The 23,189-nt window shown below is 52.3% G+C and carries 29 protein-coding genes, 2 tRNA genes and 1 pseudogene; 23 read left to right on the forward strand and 9 right to left on the reverse strand.

Features of this window, described 5'->3' with window-relative positions; all coding sequences use genetic code 11:
• The first annotated feature begins 57 nt into the window (after positions 1–57).
• The 10 genes and pseudogenes from WC612_03860 (at position 58) to WC612_03905 (ending at position 8,863) form a co-directional block, all read left to right on the forward strand.
• Positions 58–1,719, forward strand: a complete 1,662-nt coding sequence (locus WC612_03860) for an ATP-binding protein (GenBank protein ID MFA6279914.1) — start codon at positions 58–60, stop codon at positions 1,717–1,719.
• A gap of 82 nt (positions 1,720–1,801) precedes the next feature.
• On the forward strand, positions 1,802–2,077 hold the full coding sequence (gene fliQ / locus WC612_03865) for a flagellar biosynthesis protein FliQ (protein MFA6279915.1): 276 nt from the start codon (positions 1,802–1,804) through the stop codon (positions 2,075–2,077).
• 9 nt (positions 2,078–2,086) lie between these two features.
• Positions 2,087–2,857, forward strand: a complete 771-nt coding sequence (locus WC612_03870) for a flagellar biosynthetic protein FliR (GenBank protein MFA6279916.1) — start codon at positions 2,087–2,089, stop codon at positions 2,855–2,857.
• Between the two features lie 18 nt (positions 2,858–2,875).
• Positions 2,876–3,946, forward strand: a complete 1,071-nt coding sequence (gene flhB, locus WC612_03875) for a flagellar biosynthesis protein FlhB (protein ID MFA6279917.1) — start codon at positions 2,876–2,878, stop codon at positions 3,944–3,946.
• Positions 3,947–3,961: 15 nt separating this feature from the next.
• Positions 3,962–4,540 (forward strand): Maf family protein, encoded by a 579-nt coding sequence (locus WC612_03880; GenBank protein ID MFA6279918.1) that lies wholly within the window; start codon positions 3,962–3,964, stop codon positions 4,538–4,540.
• Positions 4,537–5,412 carry a ribonuclease E/G gene (locus WC612_03885; protein MFA6279919.1) on the forward strand — a complete coding sequence of 292 codons (876 nt, stop codon included), beginning with the start codon at positions 4,537–4,539 and terminating at the stop codon, positions 5,410–5,412. Before WC612_03880 ends, WC612_03885 begins: the two co-directional genes overlap by 4 nt.
• A gap of 128 nt (positions 5,413–5,540) precedes the next feature.
• Positions 5,541–5,828: a hypothetical protein gene (locus WC612_03890; protein ID MFA6279920.1), complete on the forward strand. Its 288-nt coding sequence runs from the start codon at positions 5,541–5,543 to the stop codon at positions 5,826–5,828.
• Positions 5,829–5,920: 92 nt separating this feature from the next.
• A complete protein-coding gene (gene yajC, locus WC612_03895; protein ID MFA6279921.1) occupies positions 5,921–6,313 on the forward strand; it encodes a preprotein translocase subunit YajC in 393 nt (130 codons plus the stop codon).
• A 10-nt stretch (positions 6,314–6,323) separates the two neighbouring features.
• Positions 6,324–7,892 carry a protein translocase subunit SecD gene (gene secD / locus WC612_03900; protein ID MFA6279922.1) on the forward strand — a complete coding sequence of 523 codons (1,569 nt, stop codon included), beginning with the start codon at positions 6,324–6,326 and terminating at the stop codon, positions 7,890–7,892.
• A gap of 92 nt (positions 7,893–7,984) precedes the next feature.
• Positions 7,985–8,863, forward strand: a pseudogene (locus WC612_03905) (tyrosine recombinase XerC).
• A gap of 5 nt (positions 8,864–8,868) precedes the next feature.
• Here WC612_03905 and WC612_03910 read toward each other — a convergent pair.
• The 5 genes from WC612_03910 to WC612_03930 are packed head-to-tail and all read right to left on the reverse strand — an operon-like array spanning position 8,869 to position 11,572.
• On the reverse strand, positions 8,869–9,846 hold the full coding sequence (locus WC612_03910) for an ATPase, T2SS/T4P/T4SS family (GenBank protein MFA6279923.1): 978 nt from the start codon (positions 9,844–9,846) through the stop codon (positions 8,869–8,871).
• 5 nt (positions 9,847–9,851) lie between these two features.
• Positions 9,852–10,634 (reverse strand): flagellar type III secretion system pore protein FliP, encoded by a 783-nt coding sequence (gene fliP / locus WC612_03915; GenBank protein MFA6279924.1) that lies wholly within the window; start codon positions 10,632–10,634, stop codon positions 9,852–9,854.
• Positions 10,631–10,942, reverse strand: a complete 312-nt coding sequence (locus WC612_03920; GenBank protein ID MFA6279925.1) for a flagellar biosynthetic protein FliO — start codon at positions 10,940–10,942, stop codon at positions 10,631–10,633. Before WC612_03920 ends, fliP begins: the two co-directional genes overlap by 4 nt.
• The gene (locus WC612_03925) at positions 10,935–11,204 is read right to left on the reverse strand and encodes a hypothetical protein (protein ID MFA6279926.1); all 270 of its coding nucleotides are present in this window, start codon (positions 11,202–11,204) and stop codon (positions 10,935–10,937) included. The genes WC612_03920 and WC612_03925 overlap by 8 nt, the downstream gene beginning before the upstream one ends.
• The gene (locus tag WC612_03930; protein ID MFA6279927.1) at positions 11,204–11,572 is read right to left on the reverse strand and encodes an EscU/YscU/HrcU family type III secretion system export apparatus switch protein; all 369 of its coding nucleotides are present in this window, start codon (positions 11,570–11,572) and stop codon (positions 11,204–11,206) included. The genes WC612_03925 and WC612_03930 overlap by 1 nt, the downstream gene beginning before the upstream one ends.
• Before the next feature lie 129 nt (positions 11,573–11,701).
• On the opposite strand from WC612_03930, the gene flgB reads away from it, so the two are divergent.
• The 7 genes from flgB (at position 11,702) to WC612_03965 (ending at position 15,178) form a co-directional block, all read left to right on the forward strand.
• Complete coding sequence (flgB, locus tag WC612_03935; protein MFA6279928.1) at positions 11,702–12,097, forward strand: flagellar basal body rod protein FlgB; 396 nt, start codon at positions 11,702–11,704, stop codon at positions 12,095–12,097.
• A 19-nt stretch (positions 12,098–12,116) separates the two neighbouring features.
• On the forward strand, positions 12,117–12,536 hold the full coding sequence (flgC, locus tag WC612_03940; GenBank protein MFA6279929.1) for a flagellar basal body rod protein FlgC: 420 nt from the start codon (positions 12,117–12,119) through the stop codon (positions 12,534–12,536).
• A 21-nt stretch (positions 12,537–12,557) separates the two neighbouring features.
• A complete protein-coding gene (gene fliE / locus WC612_03945) occupies positions 12,558–12,872 on the forward strand; it encodes a flagellar hook-basal body complex protein FliE (GenBank protein MFA6279930.1) in 315 nt (104 codons plus the stop codon).
• 288 nt (positions 12,873–13,160) lie between these two features.
• Positions 13,161–13,949 (forward strand): phosphoribosylaminoimidazolesuccinocarboxamide synthase, encoded by a 789-nt coding sequence (gene purC, locus WC612_03950; protein MFA6279931.1) that lies wholly within the window; start codon positions 13,161–13,163, stop codon positions 13,947–13,949.
• 10 nt (positions 13,950–13,959) lie between these two features.
• Positions 13,960–14,199 (forward strand): phosphoribosylformylglycinamidine synthase subunit PurS, encoded by a 240-nt coding sequence (gene purS, locus WC612_03955; protein ID MFA6279932.1) that lies wholly within the window; start codon positions 13,960–13,962, stop codon positions 14,197–14,199.
• A 43-nt stretch (positions 14,200–14,242) separates the two neighbouring features.
• Complete coding sequence (locus WC612_03960; GenBank protein ID MFA6279933.1) at positions 14,243–14,593, forward strand: hypothetical protein; 351 nt, start codon at positions 14,243–14,245, stop codon at positions 14,591–14,593.
• A 3-nt stretch (positions 14,594–14,596) separates the two neighbouring features.
• Positions 14,597–15,178 carry a YceI family protein gene (locus WC612_03965; GenBank protein MFA6279934.1) on the forward strand — a complete coding sequence of 194 codons (582 nt, stop codon included), beginning with the start codon at positions 14,597–14,599 and terminating at the stop codon, positions 15,176–15,178.
• Here the strand turns inward: WC612_03965 and WC612_03970 are convergent.
• From WC612_03970 to WC612_03980, 3 genes are all read right to left on the reverse strand, one after another.
• Positions 15,152–15,964 carry a hypothetical protein gene (locus WC612_03970; GenBank protein MFA6279935.1) on the reverse strand — a complete coding sequence of 271 codons (813 nt, stop codon included), beginning with the start codon at positions 15,962–15,964 and terminating at the stop codon, positions 15,152–15,154. The two genes, WC612_03965 and WC612_03970, sit on opposite strands and share 27 nt — an antisense overlap.
• Positions 15,965–15,993: 29 nt before the next feature.
• The gene (locus WC612_03975; GenBank protein MFA6279936.1) at positions 15,994–16,446 is read right to left on the reverse strand and encodes a hypothetical protein; all 453 of its coding nucleotides are present in this window, start codon (positions 16,444–16,446) and stop codon (positions 15,994–15,996) included.
• 223 nt (positions 16,447–16,669) lie between these two features.
• Positions 16,670–17,155 carry a hypothetical protein gene (locus WC612_03980; protein ID MFA6279937.1) on the reverse strand — a complete coding sequence of 162 codons (486 nt, stop codon included), beginning with the start codon at positions 17,153–17,155 and terminating at the stop codon, positions 16,670–16,672.
• Positions 17,156–17,326: 171 nt separating this feature from the next.
• Here WC612_03980 and htpG point away from each other — a divergent pair, with 171 nt between their 5' ends.
• The 5 genes from htpG to WC612_04005 all read left to right on the forward strand — a co-directional run bounded on the left by htpG (position 17,327) and on the right by WC612_04005 (position 21,229).
• On the forward strand, positions 17,327–19,207 hold the full coding sequence (htpG, locus tag WC612_03985) for a molecular chaperone HtpG (protein MFA6279938.1): 1,881 nt from the start codon (positions 17,327–17,329) through the stop codon (positions 19,205–19,207).
• A 333-nt stretch (positions 19,208–19,540) separates the two neighbouring features.
• A tRNA-Asn gene (locus WC612_03990) sits at positions 19,541–19,616 on the forward strand.
• A gap of 21 nt (positions 19,617–19,637) precedes the next feature.
• Positions 19,638–20,108, forward strand: coding sequence for a hypothetical protein (locus tag WC612_03995; protein MFA6279939.1), 471 nt, complete (start codon positions 19,638–19,640; stop codon positions 20,106–20,108).
• 78 nt (positions 20,109–20,186) lie between these two features.
• Entirely contained in the window at positions 20,187–20,816 is a 630-nt protein-coding gene (locus WC612_04000) for an NUDIX domain-containing protein (GenBank protein MFA6279940.1), read from the forward strand.
• Between the two features lie 323 nt (positions 20,817–21,139).
• Positions 21,140–21,229: transfer RNA gene (locus tag WC612_04005), tRNA-Ser, on the forward strand.
• Between the two features lie 412 nt (positions 21,230–21,641).
• Here WC612_04005 and WC612_04010 read toward each other — a convergent pair.
• Positions 21,642–21,956 carry a hypothetical protein gene (locus WC612_04010; GenBank protein ID MFA6279941.1) on the reverse strand — a complete coding sequence of 105 codons (315 nt, stop codon included), beginning with the start codon at positions 21,954–21,956 and terminating at the stop codon, positions 21,642–21,644.
• A 392-nt stretch (positions 21,957–22,348) separates the two neighbouring features.
• On the opposite strand from WC612_04010, the gene WC612_04015 reads away from it, so the two are divergent.
• On the forward strand, positions 22,349–23,128 hold the full coding sequence (locus WC612_04015; GenBank protein ID MFA6279942.1) for a 3-hydroxybutyrate dehydrogenase: 780 nt from the start codon (positions 22,349–22,351) through the stop codon (positions 23,126–23,128).
• The last annotated feature ends 61 nt before the right edge of the window (positions 23,129–23,189 follow it).

The following is a 23,189-nucleotide window of genomic DNA, read 5'->3' on the forward strand; positions in this document are numbered from 1 at the left end:
AACGCATCTCCTCAGGGTTCATCTTCGCCCCCCCATGTAAGGGATAGCAGCGCTGCCTTGACCGAAACTGTTCGGCAGGTTGATGTGATTCATACGTCGCTGGCGGGGATGACGGCCATTGTGCTTCTTCTTCTCTTTGCCGTCGCTTTGCCTGTTTTTGGCAAGAACCCTGTTACGCAACCGATTGCATTCGGGGTCATGGTGGTGGTTTCGTTTATTGGCATTGTCGGCCTTTATGTTCTCAACTATCGCGTTCACAAACATGTAACGGATCAAGCGCGTTTGACGGAGGTTCTTGTCAATTCGTTGGGGCAGGGGTTCTTGTTTTTTGGACGCGATGGCATCTGTGGTGAGGTTTATTCGCAGGCTTGTCTTGATCTTTTGGAATCCATCCCTGTGGGCAAACCCATTACAGAAGTCTTGGGGGTTCCGCAGGATCAGCGCGCTGACTTTATGGAATGGATTGATGTCTTATACCAACCCGATCATGCGCTTGGTTTTGATGATGTCGTGAGGTTTTTGCCCCAATACTATACGCATAATGCGGATCGTCGCATTGCGCTTGTGTACAAACCCATTCTGGGGGAATCGCGAGAATTAACCCGTGTTGTTTTGATTGCGACCGATCAAACCGAGGAGTATGTGGCGCGGCAGCTGGCCAAACGGCAAGAAGACTTTGCCGAGATGATTTGCCGCATCTTTAAGGATCGCAACCAGTTTCAAGCGACCTTGGCGCATATTCGCGAGTTTTTGGACGATGCTAAGAACCCCGCTACGACGTGCGAGGATGCCTCGCGCCTTTTGCGTCAGGTTCATACCCTGAAGGCGGCGGTGAAGCAGTTTAATCTTGTCGATCTTAGCAAGGTGATGACAGAGGCGGAAAACGATTTGCGAGCCCCCACAATTGTTGATGATCCCAGTTTCCTTTCTGCCTTAGCGCAATCCTCTCAAAAAATAAGCGATGCGCTGGCGCGGCTTGTTGATGAGGTCAGCAATCTTATCGGAACGGAATACGAGTGGCGCGGCAATATCCGTGAAATCGGTGAAGCCGACCTCTATTCTTTTGCGCGAGAGCTGAAGGAAAACAATGTCGCGCCCGACCTTCTTTTACACTTTGTCGAATCGATTGCGGCGGTTCCTCTTCGCGATTGTTTTTATTCTTTTGAACGTGAGTTGCGTGAGCTGTCGGGGATGGTTGAAAAACAGATCAAACCCGTTTGTTTCGCAGGCTTAAACCCCCGCGTTTTGACGCAGCCTATGCAAGAGTTCTTGTTCTCGCTCACCCACATTTGCCGCAATATTGTCGATCATGGGATTGAGCCGCCGGTCACGCGCATGGCGCGGGGGAAGGATCCAGCGGGTCTTGTCACCGTATCTTTTGACGTTCTCCCTGATGAGGACAAGGGCGAGAAGTGGCTTAGGATTTTGATTGCGGATGATGGCAATGGCATCGATCCGGCGCGTGTTCGCGCCAAGCTTTACAGTTTGGATCCAGAAGGCGCATGGCGTTTTGAGGATGATCAAGCCGTCATTCAGCGTATTTTTACATGGAATTTCACGACAACGGAGGCCGTGACAGCGCTGTCTGGCCGTGGGATTGGCATGGAGGCCGTCGAGATGGAGGTCAAGAAGCTGGGCGGGAGCATACAGGTCTCCTCGCAGCTTTATAAGGGCGCAACCTTTGACATTAAGATTCCTTACAGGCTCGACCTGATTTAACCGTTTGTTTTTAAGATTTTATTTGAGGAATAAAGGGGCTATACTCCGCAAGTCTGTTTTCCTCCTTCTTTGATTCGTCCCCATGACCGAAGCTGAAGTAATTGAAATCTGCCGCGAGGCTATTCTCGTGATGCTCAAGATCGTCGGGCCTGTGCTCTTGGTCGGTCTTGTCGTTGGCGTGCTCATCTCGCTTATACAAACGATCACGCAGATTCAGGAAATGACCCTGTCCTTTATTCCCAAGATGGTCTTGATGTTTGCCGTGACCATTTGGCTTTTGCCTTTTATGATGGCGACGCTGGGGGGCTTTACCAGAACGCTCACTGACCGCATTGTTCAAATTGGCCTTAGTGGGTGATAGTGCCCGATGAATATCAACCTTGAATCCCAGCTCTCTGGTCAAGTTTTTCCCTTTATGATGGTTTTTACGCGCCTTGGCGCGGGCTTGATGATGTTTCCGGGTCTTGGCGAGGCGTTTGTATCGCCGCGCATCCGTATGATGTTTGCGTTAGCGCTTACTTTTCTTCTCTATCCTCTTTTGACCCCGTTAATGCCCGCCATTCCCAAACAGCCTGCTGATCTGGTTCATTTGGTCGCGATGGAGGCGCTTGTCGGCATCTTTTTCGGCGCGATCATGCGCCTTATGATGGATATTGTGGAAACGGCGGGTTCTTTGATCGCGATGGACATTGGTTTGTCAAATGCCATGATCTTGAACCCGTCGCTGGCCGCGCAAAGCGCCTTGACGTCCGTCTTTTTAACCACGGCGGCCATCGCGCTTTTGTTTATCTCCGGCCTTGATGAGCTTCTTTTTCGCGCTCTTTTGGATACCTATAAAGTTTTTCCTGTTGGGCAGACGCTGCCTTTTGCTGATCTTGTTCAGGCCTTTATCCAAACGACTAGCAAAAGTTTTCTGATTGGGGTGCAGTTAGCATCCCCCTTTATCGTCATGGGTCTTTTGCTTTACGCGACCATGGGCGTTATGCAGCGTTTGATGACGCAGGTTCAGCTCTTCCTTGTTCTCATCCCTATTCAGATTTGGGGAGGCTTTTTTGTTTTAAGTCTTTGTGTCAGCATGATCCTTGGCGTGTGGCTTGGCGTTTTCGACGACACGGCTTCGGCCCTGTTTGTCAGGTAGAGGAAAAGGGGCGCGCCCATGGCCGATGATACAGAACAAGACCAGAAAACAGAAGACGCCACCAGCAAACGGCTGAGTGAGGCGCGCGACGAAGGTAATTTGCCTGTTAGCCGCGAGATGTCTTCGTGGTTTATGATAGTCGGTATCCTGTTGATAATGTCTTGGCTGGGGCCTGCTTTTAGCAAGGATTTGTTGCTGGCTCTTCGCCCCTTCATCGAAAAACCACAGCAAATCTCAATCGAGGATGGCGGGCTTCAGAACGCGTTGATGGGAATTGTTACCACGACGGGCTTTAGCGTCACTTTACTTTTCGGCGTTTTGATCGTGCTGGCCGTTTTGGGGACGATGATCCAAACAGGCTTTTACGCTGGTACGGGCAAAATGAAGTTTGACTTGAACAAGCTGATGCCCAGTCGTGGACTGTCCCAGCTGTTTTCCATGAACTCGGTGTCCGAGCTTGTGAAAAGCTTTTTTAAACTTGTTGTTCTGGGTTATGTTGCCTATCGCGTCCTTACGCCTGTTTTTCTAAAGCTTCCCAACATTGTTGAGATCAATTTGTTAAGCAGCATGATTTTTTTTCACGACAACCTTGTTCATCTTATCGTGATTATGCTGCTTGTGATCACGGTGATTGCCGTCGCCGATATTTTGTATGTGCGCTTTCAGTATTTCAAAGGCCTGCGTATGAGCAAGCAAGAGGTCAAGGACGAGAACAAACAGATGGAAGGCGACCCGATGGTCAAGGGACGCTTACGTCAAATTCGCCTTGAGAAGTCGCGTCGTCGTATGATGGCCGAGGTTCCAACCGCCAGCGTTGTCCTCACCAACCCGACCCATTATTCCATCGCGCTTCGATACAATGGATTGATGATGGCCGCCCCCGTCGTGGTGGCCAAGGGTGTGGATCAAATCGCCCTGCGCATACGTGCGACCGCCGAGGAACATAACGTTCCGTTAGTCAGTAACCCGCCGTTGACCCGTGCGCTTTACGATGCGGTTGATCTGGATGAACCTATCCAGCCGGAACATTATCGCGCTGTGGCGGAAGTTATCTCGTATGTGTATAAACTTAAGAACAGCAAACGATAAAGAGAGTAAAATAAGATGACAGCTTTGCCTTTTATTCTGGCTTCTTCCTCACCGCGTCGTTTGACGCTTTTGGCCGATATTGGCATCACGCCAGAGCGTGTCCTTCCCGCCGAGATCGACGAAACCCCGCGCAAGGGTGAGCGGCCAGCCGTTCTTGCCAAACGCTTGGCTTTTGAAAAGGGCGCGGTGATTGCCGCGCAGAATCCGCAGGCGTTGGTGCTTGCCGCTGATACGGTCGTCGCGGTGGGTTTGCGCCTTTTGCCCAAGGCCGAGGGGCCAGAGGATGTCCGCCGCTTTTTGCGCTTGATGGAAGGCCGTCGTCATCGCGTCACCACCGCTGTGGCGCTGTTTAGGCCGCAGGCCAAGCCGCTAGAGCGTCTTAGCACCAGCTTTGTAACCTTTAAGCACCTTAGCGATCAAGAGATCGAGGCTTATGTGCAAACAGGCGAAGGGATTGGCAAGGCGGGCGGCTATGCCATCCAAGGTCGCGCCGCCTGTTTGATCCGTGCGATGCAGGGATCCTATTCCGGCATCGTGGGGCTGCCTTTGTTCGATGTGGCGCAGATGCTGAAAAGCGCGGGAGTCTTGGCATGACCAACCTTGTCATCACCTGTGATCGTAAGGGCGATTTGATCCGCGCCGCCGTGTGGCAGGGCAGGGTGCTGGTTGATTTGTATGTGGGACGTATCGCCGCGCCCGACCTTTCCGGCGCGATGGTGCGAGGCAAAGTTGCGCGCACGCTGGCAGGACAAAAGACAGCGTGGGTTGAGGCGGGTCTTGCGGAAAAGATTTTTGTGCAGAGTAAAAAACCGTTGAAGACGGGCGAGGTTTTGACTCTGCGGATCCAAACGACGATGGAAGAGGGCAAGGCGTGGGTTGGCGAGATTGCCGAGAACCTTCTCGATGCGCCTGAGACTCTTGGCCTTCTTTTGCCGCCACCATTGCCGTGGCAACGCGCCTTGATGAACCTTAAGAAAGGGGAGAGGGCGAGCTTGCTCTTCGCCGCGAAAGAGGATTTTCTTCAGTATCAAAAGAGTGGCGCGGCGTTTTCCGTGTTGTATGAAGGTAAGGGGCCTGTTCACGCGCAACTGGATGAGATGATCAGCGGGCTGCAATTGTCCATCGTGCCGCTGTCCGGTGGCGCGAGTTTAATTATCCAGCCTACGGCGGCGCTTGTGGCCATCGATGTGAACGGCGGCGCGTCTAGCAATCCAACGGCCACGAACCTTGTGGCGGTGCGCGAAGCGGCGCGGCAAATACGCCTTAGGAACCTAAGCGGTATTATCGTGATTGATTGTTTGAAAATGGCGTCGCGCGCCGACGCGTCAAAAGTCGTGAACGCGTTTGAGCGTGTGGCGGCGGATGATCCCGCAGGCGTGTCCTGTTTTGGCCTTAATAAACTTGGCCTTTTGGAAGCCACGCGAACGCGCTATGGCCCGCCGTTGGCCTTCCTCATCGGCGCATAAAAAAACGCCTTATCCCTTAATAGATTGTCTTATTGTGGTCATACTTTCGTTCTGATTAATAGAGAAGGTTTTTTTGTGACGACGGCTGGTTAGCACTTCCTTAACTGACTGAGGCATAGGGTTGACCCATGAGAAGTTTTGTTCGCCCTTTTTTGCTTGTTGGCCTGCTTGTTTTAAGCGGTTGCGTACCTTTTTGGCGTCAGTGGATGGGGCCACAGGCTCCCGCTAAACCCTATACGGTTCTGCCACCGCATGAAAACTGGTGTTACAGCACGCTTGGACAGATTGAGTGCTATACAAAACCCCAAAGGCTGCTTCCCGAATCGCTTGTTAGCGTTGATCCTCCCTCGCGCTTTCCTTTAACGCGTGAAGCCTATGCTAAGGCTTTGGCCGAAGCTCAAAAACCCTCAAAATAACGCTCCTTTCAACGGAAATTTTTAAGGCGCTTGCGCCTTTTGTTGATCCCGCTATAGTCCCCTTTCTGCTATTGTCATTAAAGGGAGTCGGTATGTTCGATCACATTAATCTTTTTATCGCCAAAGCTTTTGCGGCTGAGGGCGCTGCGCCTGTCGTTGATGCGGCGGCAGCTCCTGATACACAATCCACGCTTATGCGGTTTGCGCCGCTTTTCCTTATTTTCTTTGTGTTTTATTTCTTGCTTATCCGGCCTCAACAAAAAAAGCTGGAAGCGCAAACCGCGCTTCTCAAAACCCTTAAAAAGGGTGACAAGGTCTTGATGAACAGCGGCATTGTCGGCGTGGTGGCCAAGCTTCTTGACGATGATAAATATGTGATGGTCGAAATTGCCAAGGGCGTGGACGTCAAGGTCTTACGCTCCACCATTACCGAGCTTGCAGACGACACCAAGCCTGCCAACGAAAACAAAGACAAAAAGAACTGAGAACCGCCCCATGTTGTACATCGAACGCTGGAAAACCTATTTCATTATCGCTGTGTGCCTTTTTGGCGTGCTGTATTCTGCGCCCAACCTTGTGGGGAAGGATACATTAGCCTGGATGCAGGCGAACCTGCCTTCGGCTTTGCCTACGCAAACGGTCAATTTGGGTCTTGATCTGCGCGGTGGGTCGTACTTGCTGTTGCAAGTTGACTTGAAAACAGTGATCGCCGAAAGGCTTCAGTCTCTTCTCGATCAAGTGCGCAGTGATTTGCGCAAAGCCAAGGTTGGTTACACCGATTTGACGCTAACGGATCAGAAAATTCATTTTACGCTGACGGACTCCGCCTCAAGTGAAACGGTTAAAAATCTCCTGCGCGAGATTGATCGGGAGATGGATGTTCATATGGAAGGCCAAACCTTTGTTGTCGCGATGAGTGAATCGCAGCTTTTCGATCGTCGCCGCGCAGCGCTAGATCAATCAATCGAAATCGTGCGTCGCCGCATTGATGAAACGGGCACGCGTGAGCCTTCCATTCAACGGCAGGGCGATGATCGCATCCTTGTGCAGCTTCCAGGCATGGATGATCCTCAGCGCATCAAGAATCTTCTGGGGCAAACGGCCAAACTTTCCTTCCGTTTGGTGGATGAATCCGCGTCGATGGATCCTACGCAGCGTGTTTCCCCCACCGCTGAAAGGATGCCATCCCAAGAGAGTGGTAAGCAAAGTTGGGTTGTGCAAAAGCGCGTGATGGTATCGGGCGATATGCTGGTGGATGCTCAGCCTTCTTTTCAGGAAGGCAACCCTGTTGTTTCTTTCCGCTTTGACTCGCAAGGCGGTCGGCGTTTTGGCGAGGCGACCCGCGCCAATGTTGGCCGTCTATTCGCCATTGTTCTAGATGGCAAAGTAATCAGCGCCCCTGTGATCCGTGAGCCGATTTTGGGCGGCAGCGGCGTGATTTCCGGCAACTTTACGACACAATCGGCGCAGGATTTGGCACTATTACTCCGCGCTGGCGCGTTGCCCGCGCCGATCAAGGTGCTGGAGGAACGTACCGTTGGCCCGGGTCTTGGCGCGGATTCGATCAAGGCGGGAGCCTATGCCTCGTTAATGGGGCTGGTGCTGGTTATGATAGCGGTTTTCATATCGTATGGCGGAGTATTTGGCCTTATCGCCAACATCGCGCTGCTCTTCAATATCGCACTGATCTTCGGAGCGTTGTCGTTTTTGCAAGCGACGCTTACGCTGCCCGGTATTGCGGGCATTGTGTTGACCATCGGTATGGCGGTGGACGCGAACGTCCTCATTTATGAACGTATTCGTGAGGAAATCCGCCTTGGCCGCTCGGCCATTGTGGCGCTGGACGCTGGTTATAAGCACGCGATGTCGTCCATTATTGACGCGAACCTGACGACGCTTATTGCCTCGATCTTGCTGTTTATCTTTGGCTCTGGCACGATCAAGGGGTTTGCGGTGACGCTGTCCATCGGCATCGTGGCCTCGATCTTTACGGGCGTTATGCTGGCGCGTCTCTTGACCGTTTGGTGGACGCACTTCGCGAGGCCTAAAGTTATTCCGATTTAACCCACGGGCGAGGGGAGGGAGCGATTTCTATGCCTTCCATCCTTCCTATCGCGGACGATCTTGCCAAAGCGCTTGGCCTGTGGCGCGAGTGGCTGGTGGCCGAGCGTCGCGCGTCCGCGCATACTGTTGACTCTTATCGCCTTGATCTTCAGGCGTTTCTGACATTCATTGCAGAATACCGCGCCGCGCGCGTCAAGCTTTCCGCCTTGGCCAACCTCACCTTAATGGATTTTCGCGCATGGCTTGCGCATTTAGCTCACGAGAATCTGCAAGCTGCCTCTCGCGCTCGCGCGCTCGCGGGTGTGCGCAATTTCTTTCGCTGGCTGGATCGAACAGGGCGTCTTCATAATGAGGCAATTGATCTCCTTCGCGCGCCCAAGACGGGAAGGCGGCTGCCGCGTCCCGTGAGCGAGAGCGATGCGCTGGACATTGTCGCGTTGTCCAGAAACGTGATGCAGGAGGGCTGGGTCGGCCTGCGCGATGAGGCCTTGTTCACGCTGCTTTATGGCGCGGGCCTTCGTATCAGTGAGGCTTTGGGGCTTTGCTATCGGGATTTAAACCAGCCGAATAGGCTCACTGTGACGGGCAAGGGTAATAAGCAGCGCAGCGTGCCGCTCCTTCCCATCGTGCGGCAAGCGTTGGATACCTATAAGGCCGCGTGTCCGTTTGAGACATCGGGCAAATCCCCCGTTTTTGTTGGCGTGCGCGGTGAGGTTTTGAACGCGGGTGTGGCGCAAAGGGCGCTGCGTTGCCTTAGGCGTGATTTGGGGTTGCCCGATACTGTTACGCCGCATGCGCTGCGGCACAGCTTTGCCACGCATTTGTTGGCAGGGGGCGCGGATTTGCGAAGTTTGCAGGAATTGCTGGGCCATAGCTCGCTTTCGACCACGCAGCTTTATACGCGCATCGAGTCCGTGCAGCTGGCGGCAACTTACCGCGCCTCCCACCCAAGGGCTAAGGCGCGAGTGTGATAAAATTATGTCGACGATGAGCCGTCCTTGAAGATTTTCCCATTTTGCATAAGCATAGCCATTTGCTGATCCATAAAGGTGCGCGTTTGACCGATCCGTTTTTCGCGAATGCAGTTGCGGAAAGGCGCGGCTGGATTATGAGGCTCTACAATGAAGAACTGGGCGTGAAGGCCTTGGGGGACGACGGTTTGATGGATGATCGCCGTCAGACCTGTGGCCAAAAGCGTTGTGGCGCGTTCGCCGACGGCTTGTTCGGCTAATTGCAAAAGCCCTTCTACGGCTTCTTCAACGCTGCCGGCGTGCATCGTCGTGATAACAAGGTGACCAGAGGTCGCGGCGCGAAGCAGCTGATTGGCGGCATCGGGTGTTCGAAGCTCCCCCACAAAGATATAGCGCGGATGCCAACGCATGCTGCGCTTAAGCATGGTAGCCCACTCGTGATCCTCTTTCACCTCAACCTGATAGCAAAACCCATGTTCATTGTGGCGACCTTCAAGATCGTATTCGACGGGATCTTCGATAGTAAAAGCGACACCACCAAGATTGTTAAGGAAATCCGCCAGCAGAGAGCAGGACGTTGTCGTTTTGCCTTGGCCTGTTGAGCCGCACAAAAGGATGAGGCCGTGGCGTTTTCCCAAGGCCCGCAAGTGTGGCACGAGAGCGGGGACAAAGCCCAGTTTCTCTAGCGTTGGCGGGATAGAGTTGATTTTACGCAAGGAGGCCCAAAGCAGGCCGCCCGCTGTGCGCGTTTTGGCTGCGCGCATGCGAACGTCCTCATAGGTTATGCCCATTTCGTCATCAACAAATTTGGTTTTTAAGTAGCTTCCCAACGCCGTGACGGCGTCAAGGTATTCACTTGGCACTTCGCAATCGTTGCCATCGTTGGAGCTACTGACCTGCTTGTGATAATGGGGGCTGGCATCGCCTTCAAGGCAAACGTACAGATCCACAAAATCAAGATCACTAAGTTTTTTTTCAGACATAGTCTTCAACCACCATAGCTTTGGACAAGGCTGCCAGAGATAAGATACCACCCATCAACCAACACGAAGAAGATGATTTTGAAAGGCAGTGAGATAACCGTGGGCGGTAGCATCATCATGCCCATGGACATCAAGATTGAAGCAATTACCATGTCAATGATAAGAAATGGTAAAAAAACCAAAAAGCCTATTTCAAACGCGCGGCGAAGCTCTGAAATCATAAAGGCTGGGATCAGAGCACGAATAGGCGTGCTTGGCTTTTCGACTTTTTGCGTGACATCACCTTTGGCGGGCGCTTTGGGCTGTTCAATCTTGGCCATATCCATGAATAAAACCAGATCCTTTTCGCGGGTATGTTTCAGCATGAAGTCGGAAAATGGCTCAAGGCTGCGCGTAAAGGAGGTTTCTTCGTCAATTTCATTGTTGATGAGGGGTTTAATGCCTAGATCCCATGACTGTTCAAAAACGGGTTGCATCACAAAAAAGGTCAGAAAAAGCGCAAGGCTGATAAGAACGATATTCGGCGGCGTTTGCTGCGCACCGATGGCCATGCGAACAAACGATAGAACGACGATCACGCGCGTGAAGCAGGTCACCATGATAAGAATAGACGGCGCGAGCGTCAAAACTGTCATTAGCAAGGTGAATTGGATCAAGCGCCCCGACGTCGTGGGGCCTTGGCCAAGATCGAGGCTGATGTTCTGCGCCATGGCCACGGCAGGAAAGAAAATGAACAGGCCAACGCAGGCCAGTGCCAGAAGGAGGGGAAGAGAAAGACGTTTGATCATGACGAAGAACCGTGAGTGGTATCAAGGGGCGCGCAGGCGCGGGTTGAAAGAAGAAGGTCGCCACCCACGCCAAGCAACAGGTGATATTCCTTATCATCGCATTGGGCGATGACAAGGCGTCGCCGCGTATCCAAAGATAAACTGGCGATGACTTTAAGGCGATCCCGCGCCGTGCCGCGCTGCGTTAGCCAACCGCGCATTGAGACATATTTAAGCCCCCAGCCAAGAGCCGCCATCAAACCGATGACGGTGACTGAAGCGAAGAGAAAGCGCAGCCACGATACAGAATCGGGATCGGGGTTAGGCATGATCATCATCCTTAGGTGGGTTTTGCAGCAAGGCCGCCTCGCATGAAGACAAAAGCCCCAACAGCGCCGTTAGCTCTGGCAAATACTGTTGTTGTTGATCGACCATCGAACTTTGAACTGTTTGGCATATCTCTTTGACGCGCAGATCAAGGCCGCTCATATCAACGGCTTCGCCTTGTCGGATTTTCGATTCCGCATCCATGAAATAGCGGCAAAGATCGTTAAGCTCGGTGAGCGTTTCGGGAAGAGACGATGTTGTCATCAGGCGCCTTTCATCGAGGTTAGAGACGATTCCGTTTTAGCGACCTGCGCGCGGGCCGTGTTGGCTTCATAAACTTTGGCTAGGATTTCTGCCACTAGAACGATGGCCTCGCTGGGAATGGGGGTATCAAGATCAAGTTGTGCCAGTATTTCTGTCAGGGCGCAATCCTCTCTTACTGGGATGCCATTGGCAAAGGCAATTTCAAGAATTTCCTCGGCCAGTTTTCCTCGGCCTGTGGCCGTTATGGCCGCCGGTTGATCAGGGTGCGATTTGTTGGCCGTCAAGGCCACAGCGACGGCACGCTCGCCCGCCCGTTTGATAGGAGAGGTAGAGGGCGTATGATCCTTTTCGTCTGCGCCGTATGTCATGCGGATGAGTCTAGCCAAAGGGTGTTTTTGAAACAATCCCCCTTTTCCTAATGATCGTTTCCCCTTCGTAACAACTATGACGGACGGAAAAACTGTGTTATAGTTAATCCCTAACAAAAGGATTCGCTTATGTCGCTCATGGATGGCGGTATCTTAAGTCTCATGTCCCAAAAGATGGCCTATCTGGGACAGAAGCAGGCGGTGCTCGCGCAGAACGTCGCGAATGCCAACACGCCTGCCTATAAGGCCAAAGAGCTAACCCCCTTTGCAAGCTTTGCCGATACGTTGAAGTCGGCCAGCAGCGGCATGTCCGTGACGAATGATCGGCACATTACGCCAGCCTCGATGGCGGGCGTGAACGCGGCGACCAAAACGATGCGGCCCTTTGAGGTTATGCCGACGGGCAATTCGGTGGACCTTGAACAACAGATGATGGAAGTCTCGAAAACCACGGTTGAGTTTCAGGCGGACGCCTCGATCTACCAGAAGTTTATGAACCTTCTTAAACTTGCCGTTGGCAAATAATTCTTAAGGAACGGACGCGATGACTACCTCTGACCTAACATCGGTGATGTCGATCGCAAGCTCTGGCTTGCGGGCGCAGTCCACGCGCATGAAGGTCATTGCCGAAAATATCGCCAATGCCTCGACAACGCCCGCGACGCCCAATGATAAGCCCTATCAGCGCCAAGTGGTGACCTTCAAGAACGAGTTTGACCGCGCCCAAGGCATTTACAAGGTCAAGGTTGATGGCGTGAAAAAGGACAACAGCGAGTTTATTCGCAAGTTTGATCCCTCTCACCCCGCTGCCGATGCGCAGGGTTATGTGATGACGCCGAACGTCAAGCCGATCATGGAGAGCATGGACATGCGGGAATCGCAGCGCTCTTATGATGCCAATCTTAATGTTATTGAATCGTCGCGCTCGATGCTGCTGCGCACGATTGATTTGCTCAGGAATTAGTAGGGGAGAAAACCGATGGTCATGAACGTCTCTAATGTTCTTTCCGCGTACCGTCAGGCTGACGGCGCTGGCCTTGGGATCAAAGACGCCGCCGCGATGGCTCCCGTGGACAAGAAGGGCGATACGTTCTCGGACGCGCTGGGCGATTTTCTGGGCGATGCCGTTCAAAGCATCAAGCACAGCGAGGAAATGGCCTCCAAGGGCGCGGTCGGCAAGGCCGATTTGCAAGACGTTATTCTGGCCGTCAGCAATGCGGAAGTGATGATGCAAACCGTGACCTCAATCCGCGATAAGGTCATCTCCGCCTATCAAGAAGTCATCCGCACCGCGATTTAAGCTAAGTCGCGCGCACCCTTCATATGCCTGTCATATACCCGTCATTCTCCGGCAAGGGGCTGCACTTTTTGGTGTGCCGGACAGGATTCAGAGGGCGGGGAGTGGCTATTGAGTTTCCTTTTTCCGCCACTCGGCTAAGCGTTGGTTTTCTGGCCCTTTATGGGCCTGAAACGCCTTCCTTTTCCCATCATTGTCATCGGCCCCGTAGCCTGTTATACCTATCCTTGTCGGGGCTGCGAGTCGTTGCCCTGTTCCTATGGCTAAGTGGTTGAAAGTATGAATTTCCGCATGAGCAGACGCCGCCGCATCTTTGAGGGCAAGGCCAAGGTTCTGTTCGAAGGGCCAGAACCCGGAACCTTAGTGCAGTATTTCAAGGATGACGCCAGCGCCCATAATAACCAGAAAAAGGGCATTGTGACGGGCAAGGGTGTCCTGAACAACCGTATTTCCGAATATCTGATGACCAAGCTGAACGATATCGGCGTGCCGACGCATTTCATGCGCCGCCTGAACATGCGTGAGCAGCTGATCCGCCAGCTTGATATTATCCCGATCCAAATCGTCGTGCGCAACGTCGCGGCGGGCAGCTTTGCCAAGCGCCTTGGTATTCCCGAAGGCACGGCGCTGCCGCGCTCGATTGTCGAGTTTTATTACAAGCAAGCCGACCTGAACAACCCGATGGTATCCGAAGAACACATCACGGCCTTTGGTTGGGCCAATCCCTATGAGCTGGACGAAATCATGTCGCACACGCTGCGCGTGAACGATTATATGTCGGGGCTTTTCCTTGGCATTGGACTGCGGCTTGTGGATTTTAAGATGGAGTTTGGCCGCATCTGGGATCACGATGAAATGCGCATCGTGCTGGCGGACGAGATGACCCCCGATAATTGCCGTCTGTGGGACATCAAGACGAACGAGAAAATGGACAAAGACCGCTTTGTCGAGGATCTTGGTAAGGTTGAAGAGGCCTATCAGGAAGTGGCGCGTCGCCTTGGCATTTTGCCCGAAGGCCTGAACCCCACGGGCGATAATACGCCGACCAACAACAATATCACCTCATTCAACGAAAGATAGGTTGCTCCCCATGAAAGTTCGCATTGATATTATGCTGAAGAACGGCGTTTTGGATCCTCAAGGCAAGGCGATTGGTCATGCTTTGGGTGCGCTTGGTTTTGCGGGCGTTGAAGACGTGCGCGTCGGCAAAACGATTTTTGTCACGACCAGCGAAACGGACGCCGCCAAAGCCACCGAGGCCGCCAAGGCGATGGCCGAAAAGATCCTTGCCAACCTTGTGATCGAAGATTTCACTGTCACGGTTTTGTAAAGCCTTTGTTTAAAGAACACCCTTCAATGGTGGAGATTTCAGGATGAAAGTCGGTCGGTTTCAATTTCTTCTTCTTGCTCTTCTGGTCGGGGCTTTAGGCGCTTGTTCGTCCTATCAAGCGGGCAATGAGCAGCCGCCAATGGAACCTCAAGTTTTTCCTTTTGTCCGCCTTTCGCCTTCGCCTCCACCGCCATCGCCTATTGAGGTCAGGCCTGAAATGCTTAACCCGATGCAACAAGTCTGGCGGTCGGGCTACTGGTCTTATGATGGTTTTACCTTTAGCTGGGTTGAAGGCTCTTATATCTTTAAGCCCAACCCCACGGCGGCGTGGACGCCAGACCGTTGGGAGCATCGCACCTTTGGCTGGGCCTTTATTCCAGGCTATTGGCAATAGACCATGCGGACGCGTCTTGCCACCGTCCTGTTTCTGGCTTTTATCGGGATGATTTCTGCGCCTTCCGTCAGCGCGGCTGCGGGGACGTATTATGCGCCGCCCCAGCAGTGCAAGACGTCATTTGTTGTGACGGATATGGCCTCAAAACAGCTCTTTTCCGGCGACTTTCAGGATGCCACGGGCAGCTTTCACTATGACGAAGGCACTCACACCGTCAGCCGCCTGCGGTTTGCGATTGATGCGCGGAGCCTGCAAGCGCCCCAGACCTCGCGCAGCCGCAGCGCTGAGATGTTCGCGATCACCCAAAATCCCGAAATCAGCTTTGCCTCGGACGCGCCTGTGACGCTTAAGGATGGTGCGGGCGCGATTAAGGGAACCTTGACCCTGCACGGCAAAAGCCAAGCCGCGAGCTTTGACGCCACGCTTGCCAAGGCCGAGGGGAGGGGGCAGCTGCGTCTGACGCTTACGGGCAAGGTCAAGCGCGAGGCCTATGGCATGACCGTCGACCCCACGCCAGAGCAGCCGGAAACGGGCCTAGGCGACACGATCGCCTTAACCCTAGAGATGCAAGGCATCACGCCCTAAGGGGTGTGGAACGGACGGGGACAGCGGGCGGGTCGCGCTTGCTGCGTGCTTGGTCAGGATTTCTTTTCTGGCTTTCTTAAAAGCCAAACGGGCGGTTTTTGACTTTGCCCTAAAGGCCGCCTTTTCACCATTGCGCCAAGCCAAGAAGAAATCACGCTCGTTCTTGTAAAGGGCTTTTACCTCGTTGTCGTTGCTGGCTCGTGCATGGGTGCGAAGGTCAAGCAAATAGGTCGCGCACGAAAGGGCAAAAACTTCCTTTGCCCCCAGTTTGCGAAAATCACGAAACATGGCGGCATCGCGTTTGTTGACTATTTCAAGATGTGGGTTGTCCAACATGCCAAAGAGCTCTTTTGCACGAAAGGATGATTTTTCATGAGCGCCACAGGCCAGCGTCACCGCTTCTTTGAAAGGAGTTGTCCTTGAAAACTTATCAGAAACATAGTCCCATACTGGTTTTTCTATTAATGCCGCAAATCTCCGGCCAACAATTTTGACTGCATCTTTGATGAAATCTGTAGACCTTAGGTAGCTAAATAGAGGCGTATCATCTAAACGGTTTGCGTGAAGGCGCGTCGCTTCATTGGACGCCAGCTTCCAGTTAGGAATGGGTGAGAAGCTTGGGTCATTTCTATTGAGCCTTACGATTTTGACAATAGCTTCATCTGGTCCAGCATAGAACAATACGCAACCCAACACGGGCTTTTTAAAGGCAAAGCCCCCAGCATGTATTTTAAGGTCTATGATCTTTTTGCAAAAAATAGCAGCTAGCGCGTTCATATTAGGCATAGCGTTCCCCTAATGTTAGGTTGCTATGCTTAAACGAAGTCGTATTTGAAGCCTGCATGCGCCGAACGCAGGCACTTACCTATTTTTTTGATGAGTTTAGGAGGGGTCGTTAAGTTGTATGCTTTTTCTGATAGAGTAACTTCATTTTCTCCCCATATAGGATAGTAAAAATCATTGGTCTTATTTGGAATATCTGTGACAAGCTGAGCCGCACCCGCAAACACGCGAATTGATTTTCCGTCATCTGATTTTTTGATTTTTACAGAATACACACCATTAGGAACATTTTGGAAGTTAGACATACGAACAAGCCACACCCCATTGTTATCTTGGGGGTGACGTAACTTGTCCGGTTCCTCATTTACAAAGCCAACAAAGTCGACTGTTTCAGCCATATGAATACTGCTTTCTTGCACCCATGGCCTAAGGCCACCATAGAGCGCCGGATTAATTTCGTAATTCTCATCTCTTGCTTCTAACATAGAGGCCCCCTCTAGCTTTTCAAAATGGTTTCGTCATTCAAGAATGGTTGCGCTCATCCCTGCGCGTAGCGATAGAATAGCAAAAAGCCCGAGCAAAAACAATTTTGCTATTACTTTCAATATGTTATTAATATCTTGTTAAGCATAGAGAGGGCGTTTTTAAGAAAGACCCTTTGAAAAATCGTTCTTATTCAAAAAGCCGTTAACCACAAAACATCGCTCCCTAAGGGGTGGGGGATTGTTTGGGAAGGGATTCTTTCTGAACATTCAAAATGCGATGAGCGATGACAGGAAAGAACGGCAAAGCATCACTCCAATTCTCAATGGCCTTAATGGGGGTTTGTTGCTTGGCATGCTGAATGAATTGGGCGACTTTTTCTTTCCCATCAACCGAATGAATGGCGATCTTGGGTAGCGGTTTATGAACCTCTTGGCTAACAGCATGCAAATCATTTAACAAAGCCTCTGTTGCCCTTTTACCGTCCTTATCATGAATATAATCCAGAACGACAAGACATAATCCAGCGTCGCTTTTGTGGGCTTCTTGTACTTTGTGACGGAAATCATCAAAGCGACAGACAATAAGTTTGGAAAGTCCAGAATACTTCTCAGGAAAATTACGAGCCAAATCTTTTGAAATAATTCGGACACAATGCCGACCGGACAATTGATAAGATACATAGATAACTGAAGAAAATGGCTCGCTCATTTAAGATATCTCCTTTGTTTGCTCGCATGATAGTAAAGGAGCGCTGTGGCCGATGCAATAATATAGTGTTTCCCTATCAATATCCTCATAACTATGGTTAATATCGCTCTTGAAATTCTTATCATTGAGCCCCATATAAGCCTCATGTTTTTTGAATAAGGGAGATTCCTGATGACCGAAGAAAGAATGGCCTTTAAGGCCGAAGTCAGCCGCCTTTTGGATATCGTCGTTCACTCGCTTTACAGTGAGAAGGAGATTTTCCTGCGCGAGCTGATCTCTAACGCTTCGGACGCGTGTGACAAGCTGCGCTATGAGGCGCTTACGGTTCCGGAATTGACGGGCGAGGACACGGACTTCAAGATTACGATTTCATCCGACCCCAAGGCGCGCACCATCACGGTTGAGGATAACGGCATTGGCATGACTCGCGATGAGCTGGTGGACAATCTGGGAACGATTGCTCAGTCGGGTACGGCCTCGTTTATCAAGGGCATGGAGGCCGCTCAAAAAGGCGACATTACGCAAATTGGCCAGTTCGGTGTTGGCTTTTACGCCGCCTTTATGATCGCGCAGGAAGTGGAAGTCCTGAGCCGCAAGGCTGGAACGGAAGAGACATGGTGCTGGCGCTCGGACGGGCGCGGTGAGTTCGCTGTCGAGGAGGATACCAAGGCCTCGCGAGGCACGACGATCACGCTCTATCTGAAGCAAGGCGAGGACGAGTTCATCAGTCCCGAACGCCTGCGCGGCATCATCAAACTCTATTCCGACCATATCGCTCTGCCGATTTTTTTGAATGATGAGGAAGCGCCCGTCAACCACGCCAGCGCCCTATGGCTACGCGCCAAAAGCGATATCACCGCCGATCAATACAAAGAGTTTTATCACCATGTCGGCCATGCGTTCGAAGAACCCGCTATGACGATGCACTGGAAGGCGGAAGGCAAGATTGAATACACGGGCCTTCTGTATGTTCCGGGCATGAAGCCCTATGATCTCTTTGATCCTAAGCGCCGCCACGGCGTGAAGCTGTACGTCAAGCGTGTGTTTATCACGGACGAGGCCGAGGGTCTTGTGCCGCCGTACCTGCGCTTCCTACGCGGCGTGATCGATAGTGAGGATTTGCCGCTGAACGTCAGCCGCGAGATGCTGCAAAACAATCCTATGCTGACAAAAATCCGCCAAGGCGTCACGCGCCGCGTGTTGGGGGAGCTTGTCAAAGAAGCGGAGAAGGACAAAGAGACTTACGCCAAAATCTGGGACAATTTCGGCGCGGTTTTGAAAGAAGGCGTCTATGAGGACACCGAGCATCGCGAAACGCTGCTGAAGCTTCTGCGTTGCCGCACCACGCATGAAAGTGGCCTCACTTCACTGGCCGATTACGTTTCCCGCATGAAGGAAGGCCAAGACTCCATTTTCTATATGAACGGCGACAATTTAGAGAGCCTTGCCCGCAGCCCGCATCTGGAAGGCTTTAAGGCGCGTGGCATCGAAGTGTTGCTACTGACGGAAACCGTGGATGATTTCTGGCCGACGGCCGTGGCGACGTTTGAGGAAAAACCGTTCAAGTCCGCGACCCGCGCAGGGCAAGACCTCGACAAAATCGCCAAGACGGACAAAACTGACGAAGCAAAAAAAGAAGAAGCGCCTGCGGACTCGGTTAGCTCGCTGATCACAGCGATGAAGATGGCCTATGGCGAGCAGGTCAAGGACGTGCGCGTGTCTGACCGCCTGACCGATAGCCCCGTTTGCCTTGCGGCGGACGAGGGCGACGTCGATATTCATCTGGAGCGTTTCCTGAAACAGCACAACCAAATCCGCACCGCCAGCGCCCGCATTCTGGAGATCAACGCCAGCCATCCGCTTATCAAGAAGCTGGCCGATAAGGCCGCTGGGTTACTCGAAGGTTCTGCCGAAACGAAGGCAGGCGGAGCCTCCTTAAACGATATGGCGTGGCTGCTTTTGGATCAGGCGCGGTTGATGGATGGCGAGCCTTTGGCCGACCCCGCCGCCTTCGCCCGCCGCATGGCTGAGATGCTGGGCAGGGCGGTCTAAGGGTAATCGCGTGTCATCCCCGCGATTTTCCTTTAGCGTCATCCCCGCCCCGCATCAAGTGCGGGGCAGGCTCCAGCGGGGATCCCGTTTATTTTAAAAAGAACAAAATAGGCTTTGTCGAAGAATTTTAAAACCAAACGGGATCCCCGATCTTCGCCTTGCTGGCGCAAGGCTCGTCGAGGATGACGGAAAGGAGTAGGGGTGACGGGCGTGTCAAAACTGTTAGGCAAGGAGCCTAAAAAGCCTTGTTTTAACCTGTTTTAGCCCTTCTGCTCAAAAAAGGTAAGATTTGGGTTGCATGGCATAAAAACACCCATTATAGATTGCCGCGCTTCCCCGGTAGCTCAGTTGGTAGAGCAGGTGACTGTTAATCACCTTGTCGGCGGTTCGAGTCCGTCCCGGGGAGCCAGTTTTACGAGGAGATCATATTATGGCAGGCTTCTCATTCCTTTCGAAATTACGTGCGCGGCACGCCGCCAAAAAGGCTGCCCGCCAGATTGAAAAAGAAGCTCAAAATCTTCTTGACGCTGCCACTAAGGCTGAGGGAGGGAGTCCCTTTGATAATCTTCAGGCTTTCGTGCTTTGCTATCAGGCGATGGACGGTCGCGATCTTTTGGCCGAGGCGAACATAAATAAGTTTTATGCTCTCCCTGTCGAGGTTAGAAATAGCATGCTGACAGATAAAGAGTATGGCGAGTACGGCGCTACTTCCGTTGCCATGCGCGATGACGTTAATGTCATGCTGACTCTTCGTTTAGTGGCGCAAGAGATATGTCCCAAGGTCAAGGCCCTAAGAGATGGCGATCTTGCCCGTCTTTCAACTGAAGCAACGAGGGAGGCTATCAGCGCCCGTTATCCCTCCATGCCCCCACAACGAATTGACGCTATTCTCAAGCTTTAAGGCTTGTTGGCGCGAAGGGGTCTTGACATTCCTATGCTGTCAAGGTGTTGTCGGGGGGAACTTCCATTGTGAGCCGTTATGTCCGACAAAAAGTATGAAATCATTCACCGCGAGGCTCTGTTTCAGGGCTATTTTCGCGTGGATCGGTTCCATTTGCGTCAAGAGCTTTATGCAGGCGGCTGGAGCGATGTTTTCTCGCGCGAGGTGTTTGAGGGCGCACGCAACGCCGCCGCCGTCCTCCTTTTCGATCCCCATCAAGACAAAGTCATTTTGATCGAAGAGTTTCGCGCTGGCCCCATGGCCAAGGGCGACGATCCCTTCCTGATCGAGGTTGTCGCGGGCGTGATCGGCGCCGATGAAACGCCAGAGGTGACGGCCCGCCGCGAATCTACGGAAGAGGCGGGCTGTGAGGTGACGGATTTGCAGAAAATAGCCTCGTATTACCCCAGTCCCGGTTGTTTGTCGGAATACACGACCCTGTTCGTGGGACGCACTAAGGCCCCCGAAGATGGCTCTATTTATGGCCTCGCCCATGAGGGGGAGGATATCAAAGTTGTGGTTTTAGAGGCTATGCAGGCCATTAACCTACTGTATTCTGGAAAACTGCGCGATGCGTCCAGCGTGATCGCGATGCAGTGGTTTGCCCTTCACCATACGGAACTTCGCTCGCGCTGGCTGGTGAGCGACACCAGTACGATGATCATTTGATTTTTCTGTAAGGCCTCGGTATAAACAGCGCTCTTTTGGATTGCAGTCTTTTCTGAATTATGTTCAGAAGATGAAAAAAGGAAACGGGACCCCCGCTTTCCCCCTACGCTGCTTCGCAGCTTCGGCGCGACAGGTCGCGGGGGTGACGGTTATGGGGTGGAACTAAACATTAAACCCGTCATTCCCGCGAAAGCGGGAATCCAGTTTGTTTTCTTTTTTATGATCATTTTATCTGACATTAGGTTATATAGGTTACGGACGGACGGGTGGTCGAGTGCCCGCGAACGTAAGTGAGCAAGAGAGAAGATATTTTTGAGTTGTGCGGACGGGTGGTCGAGTGGTTGAAGGCTCCGGTCTTGAAAACCGGCGTGGGGGTAACTCCACCGTGGGTTCGAATCCCACCCCGTCCGCCATAAAGCAAAAGGCCCCTTTGGGGCCTTTTGCTTTATGAAGAACATGGTCGCGCTGAAGCACCTGCTCGGGTTCGACAGCCAATCATGCATGGTTCTGGGCACTTCAGATAAGCATTTGTCTGCCAGCTTTCGTGCAACGAATGCTTAAGTGCGCAGTTATGTTAAAATTGGTTGCACCACACCTTGGCTGACACATTTTTTGAACGTCGCATTTTAATCAAGATCAACGAGTCAGAGCGTGCACACGCGCTCTTGCCGATGACCATCGCTTGATGCGCGAAGCGCTTATTGCAATAGACATTCGCGACACGCAAGTGCTTGATGCGCATGGGCTGGCCAGCCGTCGCAAAGCCCAGAACCCGCGCGGAAATCTGCGCCGTTCGGCAGCTTGGCTAGGTTCCTCTCCAGCGACTTATGGAGTCAACTTACCCAAAGATATCTGGGCTCTTACGAGATTGGCAAAGGCATTGGCGTTTTGTGCCTTTCCATGATGGCTCTCGTTTTCTGTGGATCCCACAAAACTAGCTTGCTTTAATATTTCAATCTGTGAGTCTTTTGCCAAAATCGCGCCACCTTTGACTTCCGCTTCGACCGCAGTCAAATTTGCATACGCATTTATAGCAGCACCGCTCGCCACTTGACTTTCGCGATATTTTGCACTCTTAAGCATAGCCTCTTTGAGAATTCTGAATTTACCCAATATGTCTTCGTAATCTTCTTTTTCCATTTATCCTCTCCTCACAAATTGAAATTCTTGTCTGATCATTATAGCACGCAGTCATGAAACTATATAGATTAATTTCTAGGACAGTCCCTTAACCTTAATGATCCACTGGAGCCCAGGTTTACCGCCTTTGCTCCGCCTGTAAAGCAAAAGGCCCCCTAGGGGCCTTTTGCTTTATGAAGAACAAGGTAGAGCTGAAGAACCCACAAGGGTTCGACAAAACGCCAAAGGCGTTTTGGACGATGGAGCAAAGCGACATCGCCCGAAGGGGCAAAAACGCGAGAAGCGAGCGTTTTTGATCAATCCCACCCCGTCCGCCATTACAAAAGACCCTAATCAATTTTTAACCTCCTTTGCCTAGGCTTCGCCAACATTGCAGCAAGGGAGGCGTCGCTATGCTTAAGGGTAAAACAGCCATCGTTACAGGCTCCACCAGCGGTATCGGGTACGGCATTGCCCGCTCTCTTGCCAAAGAGGGCGTGAACATCATGCTCAACGGTTTTGCGGATGAGGCGACGGTAACCGCCGCTAAGGCCGAGATTGCCGGCTTGGGTGTGCGCGTTGAATACAGCGGCGCAGACGTTGGCAAAGTTGATCAAATCAACGCGATGATGGACGCGACGCTCGCGGCCTTTGGCTCTATCGATATCGTCGTGAATAACGCTGGTATCCAGTTTGTTGCGCCCGTCGATCAATTCCCCTTGGAGAAATGGGACGCTGTCCTCGCGACCAACATGTCGTCCGTGTTCTATACAACCCGCAAGACGCTGCCCCTTATGCGTGAAAAGGGTTGGGGGCGTATTATCAACATTTCCTCGGCACATGGGCTTGTCGCCAGCCCAAACAAAATCGCCTATGTCGGGGCGAAGCATGCTGTTTTGGGCATGACCAAGGTTGTGGCTTTGGAGGCGGCAGGCAGCGGCGTGACGTGTAATGCCATCTGTCCCGGATGGGTTCTAACCCCCTTGGTTCAAGCACAGATCGACGCTATCGCGCAGCGCGAGGGTCTGACGAATGAGGAAGCCTCGGCCAAGCTTTTGTCGGAAAAACAACCCTCTAAGCAGTTTGCTTCGCCAGAGGACATTGGGGCGCTGGCCGTATTCCTGTGTTCTGACGCGGCGCGACAAATCACAGGCGCAAGCTATACCATCGATGGCGGCTGGACAGCGGTTTGAGGGCGGGCGCGGTCTATAATTAAGCTTTTATCAACCAGTGTCCCCTATCCTTAAAGTAGGG

It is taken from the genome of Bdellovibrionales bacterium (genome assembly GCA_041662785.1).
Classification (GTDB): Bacteria; Pseudomonadota; Alphaproteobacteria; order UBA9219; family UBA9219; genus UBA8914.